Annotated in this window: 8 protein-coding genes; 7 read left to right on the plus strand and 1 reads right to left on the minus strand. The window is 41.2% G+C overall.

Annotated features, from left to right (window positions below):
* The first annotated feature begins 533 nt into the window (after positions 1 to 533).
* Both B2Y23_RS11560 and B2Y23_RS11565 read left to right on the plus strand, forming a co-directional pair.
* Entirely contained in the window at positions 534 to 803 is a 270-nt protein-coding gene (locus tag B2Y23_RS11560; RefSeq protein ID WP_291357259.1) for a hypothetical protein, read from the plus strand.
* A 50-nt stretch (positions 804 to 853) separates the two neighbouring features.
* The gene (locus B2Y23_RS11565) at positions 854 to 1,192 is read left to right on the plus strand and encodes a hypothetical protein (protein ID WP_291370933.1); all 339 of its coding nucleotides are present in this window, start codon (positions 854 to 856) and stop codon (positions 1,190 to 1,192) included.
* Positions 1,193 to 1,335: 143 nt separating this feature from the next.
* Here B2Y23_RS11565 and B2Y23_RS11570 read toward each other — a convergent pair whose 3' ends face one another.
* Positions 1,336 to 1,776, minus strand: a complete 441-nt coding sequence (locus B2Y23_RS11570; RefSeq protein ID WP_291370945.1) for a DUF2147 domain-containing protein — start codon at positions 1,774 to 1,776, stop codon at positions 1,336 to 1,338.
* 591 nt (positions 1,777 to 2,367) lie between these two features.
* On the opposite strand from B2Y23_RS11570, the gene B2Y23_RS11575 reads away from it, so the two are divergent.
* The 5 genes from B2Y23_RS11575 to B2Y23_RS11595 form a co-directional block, all read left to right on the plus strand.
* A complete protein-coding gene (locus B2Y23_RS11575) occupies positions 2,368 to 4,566 on the plus strand; it encodes an OsmC domain/YcaO domain-containing protein (RefSeq protein ID WP_291370935.1) in 2,199 nt (732 codons plus the stop codon).
* A gap of 398 nt (positions 4,567 to 4,964) precedes the next feature.
* A complete protein-coding gene (urtA, locus tag B2Y23_RS11580) occupies positions 4,965 to 6,248 on the plus strand; it encodes an urea ABC transporter substrate-binding protein (RefSeq protein ID WP_291370937.1) in 1,284 nt (427 codons plus the stop codon).
* Between the two features lie 95 nt (positions 6,249 to 6,343).
* Positions 6,344 to 7,984: an urea ABC transporter permease subunit UrtB gene (gene urtB, locus B2Y23_RS11585; RefSeq protein ID WP_291370939.1), complete on the plus strand. Its 1,641-nt coding sequence runs from the start codon at positions 6,344 to 6,346 to the stop codon at positions 7,982 to 7,984.
* A 4-nt stretch (positions 7,985 to 7,988) separates the two neighbouring features.
* Positions 7,989 to 9,062 carry an urea ABC transporter permease subunit UrtC gene (urtC, locus tag B2Y23_RS11590; protein WP_291357269.1) on the plus strand — a complete coding sequence of 358 codons (1,074 nt, stop codon included), beginning with the start codon at positions 7,989 to 7,991 and terminating at the stop codon, positions 9,060 to 9,062.
* Positions 9,059 to 9,314: ATP-binding cassette domain-containing protein (locus B2Y23_RS11595; RefSeq protein ID WP_291370941.1), on the plus strand; the 256-nt coding region annotated here is incomplete at its 3' end. The genes urtC and B2Y23_RS11595, both read left to right, overlap by 4 nt.

A 9,314-nucleotide genomic window follows, 5' to 3' on the forward strand; every position in this document is an offset into this window, starting at 1 on the left:
TTGAAATAGTTATTTCAAAATATTGTAAATAACGTTTAATTTGAGATTGTCTTTAAATTAACAAATAATTTTTTAGTTTATAATAAGGAGTATAATTTTATTATTATCTATTATTGCAATTTATGCACTTTTTTAGATTAGTTATAAGTTCATTTTGCTTTATAGATATTTTAAAATAGAAATTTAAATAAAGATGACTTTAGAAAAACGATTGTGATGATAGTTAGCTAGTTTAATTTGCGATTGAGTGGAATCTGACTGCAAGATCAATCATATTATTCGGATCAAGCTGATTACTTCACCAAATATCTAATAAAATATGTAGAAACAAAGGAATATGAATATTCAGTTGTTTCAAATAATTAAACAATAATCTGATTTAATTCATGAGATTAGATTTAATTTCTGAATGATTAAAATCACGGAAATTCAGCTATGGAGGTTATTTAAAAATACGTTTTTAAATAGTTAAAACATCATTTTTATAAGATGTAGTTAAATCAATACCAACATATTTAAACAGGGTAATGAGCATGAAAATGCAAAATGAATTATGTAGTTTAGAACAAATTTATAATTTTTTACTTATGCGTCCTTATTTCCATAAAAATACCCAGTTTGAGAAGCTAAAAGAATTTTTTTATGAAATCCATGAAATGGATGGCGGTTTTTTTGAGGTTAAAAATTCTTATAGCTTTTTGGGGAAATTTAACGGTATCCAAAAAGTAATAGATTCAAGCCACTCTCCTGATTTTCTTGATAAAAAATTATTTTTACAATGGGTACTCAGACAGATAAATTAATACTGAGTTAAAAACATTTTTATGATCTTCGCCATAGGGATGAAGTAAATATGATCAAGAAAAATATATTTTTTGTAGCCATGGCACTATTAGGGCTAGCGGGATGTCAAACCCATAGCACAGATAAAGATTCCTTTATCATGATTACAAAATCATTAGGAACCAAACAGTGTTCCGAAGTCAATGCTGAAGGTCAGCTTCAGCAACTTAAAGCTGAACTAGAGCAGGCAAATATTAAAGTTTTTGCTGCTGAAATTGGTAGGGATCAAATGATGCATATCACTTTATGTGGTGCTGCAGATGGGAAAATGGCTATTTTAAAGGTAAAACACAATACCTTGAATGCAGTTGAAAAAATGGGTTATCAACTGAAAAGGGCTGATGAATAATTATTACCGATTTATTTTGTAGAAAGCACTCGTTCAAAACCAAATGCAAAGCGTTAAGTAGCGCTCTCTTAGGGTTAGTTTGTAAGGTGCAAATAAAAAAGCGACTTCTTGAAGTCGCTTTTATTTGATTGAATCAGGTGTTTTTAATTGGTACGTATCCAGGTCTGGCTGCGGCCAAGTGCAGAAACTCCAATATAGCCCCGACCACTTAAAGTTTTACCATCTTCAGATAGTTTGGCATTAAAACTATAGGTTTTACCATTTTTAGGGTCAGTAATTTTGCCGCCATCGTAACTGCGGGTTCCGGTTTTTTTCAATCCAGTGACGATTTGGATTCCTTGTAAAGGTTTATTGTAGAATTTACCCTTACATTTACTGCATTTTTGGCTTTCACTATCTTCCAGTACATCTACAATTTTTGCTGAAAGTACACCATTGGATGTTTCAGTAAATTGAACGACAGATAATGGTTTTTTGGTTACATCGTCAATGGTTTTCCATTTGGTGCCATGTAATGGATCAGCAGCCAGAGCCAGGGTGGAAACAAGAGACAGTCCGAGTATGCTTAGCGTTGTTTTTATCATCATTTGACCTCAACTGATTTGAGTAAACCTTTTTTGTAAAAATAATTGAAGCCGGAATTCGATTCCAGACTTCAACAGGTACAAAATGCAGGTTTGCAGTTTGTAGCTACAAGCTTATTTAAATATTTGGCATGTATTGTGGAAATTTCTATTAGCTTATGTTTTGAACACTTTAATTTAGTGTAATTTTTATTTTATTTTTCTACATAATTTGCTGGAAATTTACTTTGTTTCACAATTCATAATTCAGTTTCACATCATTTTTTTGTGACGTAGGTGAAGTAAAACTTACACATTTGATGAAGTGTTTGGAAGCTTTTGATTGAACTTTTGACTGATTAGGGCCTTCTCTAAGTTGTCCTATTTTAGGTATTTCTTACAAATAGGCGAGAAGCACAGACAAAAGTTATCAATCAGGTAAAATCCCTCTATAATACCGTCCATCCTTTCTAGGGTCAGTCGTTTGCTAGGGCATACGAATGACACTAGTCACACTATTTTTAAGTCAATTTCTAATCTGGAATTCGGCTTGTATTTTATTTTTTGATTTTTATGTGTTGCACTGACACATAAGAACAGTTAGGTGCCCGCATGGAAATTAAGGTCAATTATCTTGACAACCTTCGACAAGAAGCCAAGTTCGATGATTTCACGGTAATCGCCGATCAACCCATTCGCTATAAAGGCGACGGTTCAGCGCCAGGTCCATTTGACTATTTTCTCGCCTCATCAGCCTTATGTGCAGCTTACTTTGTAAAGGTGTACTGTGCGGCACGTGATATTCCGACCGATAACATCCGTTTGTCCCAGAACAATATTGTTGACCCGGAAAACCGTTACAAGCAGATTTTTAAAATTCAGGTTGAACTGCCAGCTGATATTTCTGAAAAAGACCGCCAAGGTATTTTGCGCTCCATTGATCGCTGTACGGTAAAAAAAGTGATCCAAACCGGTCCGGAATTTGTGATCGAAGAAGTGGAAAGTATTGATGCTGATGCACAAGCCTTGCTGATGCCGAGCTTGACTTCGGAAAGTAGCACCTATATTCCCGGTAAAGATTTACCTCTAGAAGAAACCATTGCCAATATGTCCGGCATTATGGCGAACTTGGGCATGAAGATCGAAATTGCATCATGGCGCAACATTGTGCCGAATGTATGGTCTTTACATATTCGCGATGCACAGTCTCCGATGTGCTTTACCAACGGTAAAGGTGCGACCAAAGAAAGTGCTTTGGCTTCGGCACTCGGTGAATTTATTGAACGCTTGAACTGTAACTTCTTCTATAACGACCAGTTCTGGGGGCAAGATATTGCCAATGCTGAATTTGTGCATTACCCGGATGAAAAATGGTTCCAGCCAGGTCCAAATGGTGAATTGCCGAAAGAAATTCTCGATGAATACACTTTAGAAATTTATAACCCTGAAGATGAACTGCTCGGCACCCATTTATATGATACCAACTCAGGCAATACCGAACGCGGTATCTGCTCATTGCCATTTATGCGTCATTCTGATGGTGAAACGGTTTATTTCCCATCCAACCTGATTGAAAACTTATATCTCTCTAATGGTATGAGTGCAGGGAATACTTTGGTGGAAGCCCAAGTCCAGTGTTTATCTGAAATTTTTGAGCGCGCCGTTAAACGCGAAATTTTAGAAGGTGAAATTGCACTGCCAGATGTTCCTGAGCATGTCTTGGCAAAATATCCAAAAATTGTTGAAGGTATAAAAGGGCTGGAAGAGCAAGGCTTCCCGGTGCTGGTTAAGGATGCTTCTTTAGGTGGTCAGTATCCGGTAATGTGCGTGACCTTGATGAATCCACGTACGGGCGGTGTGTTTGCCTCTTTCGGGGCACATCCAAAACTGGAAGTGGCTCTGGAACGTAGCCTCACTGAATTGCTGCAAGGCCGTAGTTTTGAAGGCTTGAATGATCTGCCTAAACCGACATTCAGCACTAACGCCGTCACCGAGCCGAATAACTTTGTCGAGCACTTTATCGACTCTAGCGGTGTCGTGTCATGGCGTTTCTTTAGTGCCAAGTCTGACTACCCGTTTGTGGAGTGGGACTTCACCAATGAAGGTCAAAACAGTAATGCCGAGGAAGCTGCGACCCTGTTCGGCATTCTTGAAGATATGGGCAAAGAAGTCTATATGGCCGTATACGAGCATTTAGGTGCAACAGCTTGCCGTATTTTGGTCCCTGGTTATTCGGAAATCTATCTGGTTGAAGATTTAATTTGGGATAACACCAACAAGGCATTATTGTTCCGTGAAGATATCTTGAACTTGCATCGTCTGGATGAAGCCCAGCTGGTGGCTTTGGTTGAACGTCTGGAAGAAGTTGAAGTAGATGATTACACCGAGATTAGCACTTTAATCGGTATCGAGTTTGACGACAATACGGTTTGGGGTCAGCTCACCATTTTAGAGTTAAAACTATTGATTTATATTGCGTTACAAGAGTTTGAAGAAGCCAAAGAATTGGTGGAAACTTTCCTGCAATACAATACCAATACTGTCGAGCGTGGCTTGTTCTATCAGTGCATGAATGTAGTGCTGGAAGTCGAACTTGACGATGACATGGACCTGAATGACTACGAAGCCAATTTCCGCCGTATGTTTGGTGATGAACGTATGGATGCGGTGATCGGTTCGATGGAAGGAACTATCCGTTTCTATGGTCTAACTGAAACCAGCATGAAACTTGAAGGTTTGGACCGTCATTTACGTCTAATTGATAGCTATAAAAAACTGCATGCAGCACGGGGCAAAACGCTAGCAAAATAAAGTCATTGAAAAGACTTCAGCTTTTTCGCTGAAGCTGATTTCAGCAAGAAAAGGGCTTATTCATCATGAATAAGCCCTTTTCTTTTGTATGTAGTTTAGAACAATCATTTTTGTACCGTTGAATCATGGATCAGACGTAAGCTGAAGAAATGATCAGAAAAAGAGCATTCTGTATAAGGGCTTTAATAATTTTAGCTGGAATAACTGACTGATTTCTTATCCATTTTAGCGCATAGATTATTTTCGGTACGCTGATAGATTTAAATGATAGCTCTATAAATAAAAATAATTAAATAAATACAATGGCTTAATTTTAAAAAATAAATATTGGCATACAATTTGAATGCACTCTCTCGGATTCACTAAAAATATCTTAAAAAGGTTTGGAGAGACATAACATGTTCCAACAAAAACAATTTTCAAAAAGTTTACTTGCTGTAGCAATGATGGGGAGTATGGTATTGACCGGTTGCTCTAAACCGGCAGAAAAGGCAGAAGCACCGGCAAGTGAAGCCCAGGCACCGGCTGCAAGTGGCGATACCATTAAAGTGGGGATTCTACACTCACTGTCAGGGACTATGGCCATTTCAGAAACCTCTTTGAAAGACACAGCACTAATGGCCATTAATGAAATTAATGCCAATGGCGGGGTGATGGGGAAAAAACTAGAACCTGTAGTGGTTGATCCGGCATCGAACTGGCCACTTTTTGCTGAAAAAGCCCGTCAGTTGATTACTCAAGACAAAGTGGCTGTCATTTTTGGTTGCTGGACATCGGTTTCACGTAAATCTGTATTGCCTGTAGTGGAAGAGCTGAATGGCTTACTGTTCTATCCGGTTCAATACGAAGGTCAGGAACAGTCTAAAAATATTTTTTATACCGGTGCGGCACCTAACCAACAAGCGATTCCGGCTGTTGAATATCTGATGAGCGAAGAAGGCGGTAAGGCGCAACGTTTTGTATTGTTAGGTACAGACTATGTTTACCCTCGAACCACCAATAAAATTTTACGGGCTTTTCTGAAGTCTAAAGGCATTGCCGATGCAGACATCATGGAAGAGTACACGCCATTCGGACATAGCAATTATCAAACCATTGTAGGCAATGTGAAAAAATTTGCTGCAGGTAAGAAAACGGCAGTGATCTCGACCATTAACGGCGACTCCAACGTACCGTTCTATCGTGAACTGGGTAACCAGGGCATTAAAGCTGCAGATATTCCAGTAATGGCATTCTCGGTGGGTGAAGAAGAACTCCGTGGTATTGATACCAAGCCACTGGTTGGACATCTGGCGGCATGGAACTATTTCATGTCGGTTAAAAATCCGAAAAATACTGAATTTATTGGCAAGATGAAACAATATGCGGTGGAATACAAATTGCCGAATGCAGACAAGTTTGTCACCAATGACCCGATGGAAGCGACTTATGTCGGCATCAACATGTGGAAACAGGCGGTTGAAAAAGCCGGTTCGACCGATGTTGATAAAGTTCGTGAAGCAATGGCAGGTCAATCTTTTGATGCACCTTCAGGTTATAAGCTGCAAATGGATGCAAGCAACCATCATTTACATAAACCGGTGATGATTGGTCAGATTCGTGGCGATGGCCAGTTTGATGTGGTCTACAAGACACCAAAAACTATTCCAGCTGAGCCTTGGAGCCCATATATTCCTAAATAATGCTTTCTTTAGTCTGCTGCGTTGGCAGCAGGCTTTTTCTTGATTTTCATTCCCCGTTTGGGACAGCTCTACCTTTATAAATAGGGAGGACACGAATGTTCACTCGCCTAAATTTCACGGTTATATTTTTGATTTTGAGTCAGTGCCTATGGCTCAATATAGCTCATGCTGAAACTCAAACGACAATAGAAACAGCGCATACGACTCAAGTTAGTCCTACAGAAGATGCGATTCAGCAATTTGTCCGTGGCGATTTTGCCCAGCGCCGTGCCTTGCTTAATCAATGGCCATCCAGTATTGAACAGCTCGATCAGCTGGCCGAATTTGTAGAAAAAGATCAACTGTATACCGATAGTGCAGGCAATACCTATATTCTGGAAACAGAAGATAAACTGCTCAGTTATCCGGATAAAAAAGCCATTAAAAGCTGGCCGTCAGATTTATCCCAAGTCACTTTGGTCAATACCTTAAGCAAGGCATTGGCTTTTGGTCAGGCAAAAAAGAAATTAAATTCAGAAGAAGCCTCACAACGTCTTGAAGCAATTGATATTTTAGAAAACAACTTATCCGAGTTGGATGCCAAAGCCATCAACCAGCTGTATTTAAATGAAAAAAACAAGGGTGTCAAAGCCCGTTTTGCACAGTTAAAGGCCCGTCTGGATTATCAGTCTGAGGATGTTCTTACTAAAATCGAAGCAGCAAAAGTCTTAAAAGAATCTAATCGCCCAGATGTATTGGCATTGGTGGAGCAAGAGCTGAGCCAGCCAAATTTGCATCCCGATCTGAAAGCGGCATTAACAGCTGCCCAAGGCAGTATCAAAACCCGGATTCAAGCCAGTGAATGGACCGGACATGTATTTTCAGGATTTAGCACGGCCAGCATTTTATTGCTCGCAGCACTAGGTCTTGCCATTACGTACGGACTGCTCGGTGTGATTAATATGGCGCATGGTGAGCTGATCATGATTGGGGCTTATACCACCTATGTGGTGCAAACTTTCTTTAAGTCTCATTTCAGTGGTCTGGTGGACTGGTACCTGATTGCTGCGATTCCCGCGGCGTTTATGGTCAGCGCAATCATCGGTATGCTGATCGAACGTACCGTGATTCGTCCTTTATATGGTCGTCAGCTGGAAACCTTATTGGCAACTTTTGGGGTGAGCTTGATCCTCATGCAGCTGGTGCGGATGATCTTTGGGGCACAAAACGTAGAAGTCTCGAATATTTCTTGGCTTTCTGGGGGAATCTCCATTACGCCTAGCCTGATGCTGCCTTATAACCGCATTGCTATCATCGTATTCACGATTGCCGTATTACTGCTTCTGGTTTATCTGCTCAATAGAACCCGTTTTGGTCTTTTTGTTCGTGCCGTGACCCAAAACCGTCAAATGGCACGTGCGGTCGGGATTCGCTCTAGCCGCATTGACATGATGGCTTTTGGTTTGGGCTCAGGTCTTGCTGGTCTTGCCGGCTGTGCCTTAGCTCAAGTCGGTAATGTCGGGCCAGATCTTGGTCAAAACTACATTATCGATGCTTTCCTTGTGGTCGTGGTTGGTGGTGTCGGTCAAGTCTGGGGTGCAGTACTTGCAGCACTTGGTTTAGGTGTGAGTGGTACCGTGCTGGAAATAGGCATGGGAGCAGTACTGGCGAAAATTATTCTTTTGGTTCTTGTGATTTTGTTTATTCAGAAACGTCCACAAGGTTTGTTTGCCCTGAAAGGACGCTTTGTGGAGTAAGCCTATGAAAATCACATCACTACTGTCAGATAAGCCTCATAGCGCAATTGCTATTTCCGTATGTTTTGCCATTTTACTGGCTTTGCCGTGGCTACATTTATTGCCCGCAGATTCTGCCTTGCATCTTTCTGCCTATTGGATCACCTTGATCGGCAAGATCATGTGTCTGGCTCTGGTCGCCTTGGCGCTTGATCTGGTCTGGGGTTATGCCGGTATTTTAAGTTTGGGGCATGGCTTGTATTTCGCTTTGGGCGGCTATGCTTTTGGCATGTACCTGATGCGTCAATCCGCAGGTGATGGCCTACCTGACTTTATGCGCTTTTTGAGCTGGACTGAATTACCTTGGTTTTGGGTCGGAACCAATCACTTTTGGTGGGCAATGATTCTTGTGGTTTTAGTACCAGGACTGATTGCTTTTATTTTTGGTTTCTTTGCCTTCCGCTCCAAAATCAAAGGCGTTTACTTCTCGATTATCACTCAGGCGATGACTTTTGCGGCAGCACTTTTATTCTTCCGTAATGAAACGGGTTTCGGTGGTAATAACGGCTTTACCGGGTTTAAAACCATTTTGGGTATGGACATTACTTCAGCACCGATGCGTGCCAGCCTGTGCTTTATCACCGCATTAGTATTGTTACTGTGTTTTGTTGGCCTACGCCATTTGATGAACAAGCCTTATGGCCGTGTGCTGGGCGCAATTCGTGACAGTGAAAACCGTCTGCAATATTTGGGCTATCGCACGCTGTGGTACAAACTTTCAGCCTGGGTACTTTCTGCGGCGATCGCGGGGATTGCAGGGGCCTTATATGTGCCACAAGCCGGCATTATTAACCCCAGTGAAATGAACCCAGTGAACTCGATTGAAATGGCCGTTTGGGTAGCGGCAGGTGGGCGCGGCACGCTGATCGGTCCGATCTTGGGTGCGGGCTTAATCAATGCCGTCAAAACTTACTTTACTGTGGCTTATCCGGAAGCATGGTTATTGATTCTGGGAGCGTTATTTATTGTGGTCACCATTTTCCTGCCTAAAGGTGTGATTGGGTTATTTGACCGTTTTAAAAAGGAGCGTAGCGAATGAGTGAGATTCTACAACCTCATGGCGGCCATGCTTCTGAAAGTTATGGTCGACCGAAAGAACAAGGTCCGGACTTTAGTCATGGCATTGCCTTGTACCTGGAAAAAGTCAGTGTCTGGTTTGATGCTTTCCGCGCCTTAAATGATTTATCGCTGTATATCGAAGAAGGTGAATTGCGCTGCATTATTGGGCCGAACGGCGCCGGTAAAACCACCTTGATGGATGTGATTACCGGAAAAACCCGGCCTACTGAAG

The organism is Acinetobacter sp. UBA5934 (assembly GCF_002430855.1).
Classification (GTDB): domain Bacteria; phylum Pseudomonadota; class Gammaproteobacteria; order Pseudomonadales; family Moraxellaceae; genus Acinetobacter.

What these genes read in the sequence shown, in the direction of transcription:
- B2Y23_RS11570 (WP_291370945.1), bottom strand. Translation starts at nt 1,776, where the DNA reads ATGATAAAAACAACGCTAAGCATACTCGGACTGTCTCTTGTTTCCACC.
- B2Y23_RS11565 (WP_291370933.1), top strand. Translation starts at nt 854, where the DNA reads ATGATCAAGAAAAATATATTTTTTGTAGCCATGGCACTATTAGGGCTA.
- urtA (WP_291370937.1), top strand. Translation starts at nt 4,965, where the DNA reads ATGTTCCAACAAAAACAATTTTCAAAAAGTTTACTTGCTGTAGCAATG.
- urtB (WP_291370939.1), top strand. Translation starts at nt 6,344, where the DNA reads ATGTTCACTCGCCTAAATTTCACGGTTATATTTTTGATTTTGAGTCAG.
- urtC (WP_291357269.1), top strand. Translation starts at nt 7,989, where the DNA reads ATGAAAATCACATCACTACTGTCAGATAAGCCTCATAGCGCAATTGCT.
- B2Y23_RS11560 (WP_291357259.1), top strand. Translation starts at nt 534, where the DNA reads ATGAAAATGCAAAATGAATTATGTAGTTTAGAACAAATTTATAATTTT.
- B2Y23_RS11575 (WP_291370935.1), top strand. Translation starts at nt 2,368, where the DNA reads ATGGAAATTAAGGTCAATTATCTTGACAACCTTCGACAAGAAGCCAAG.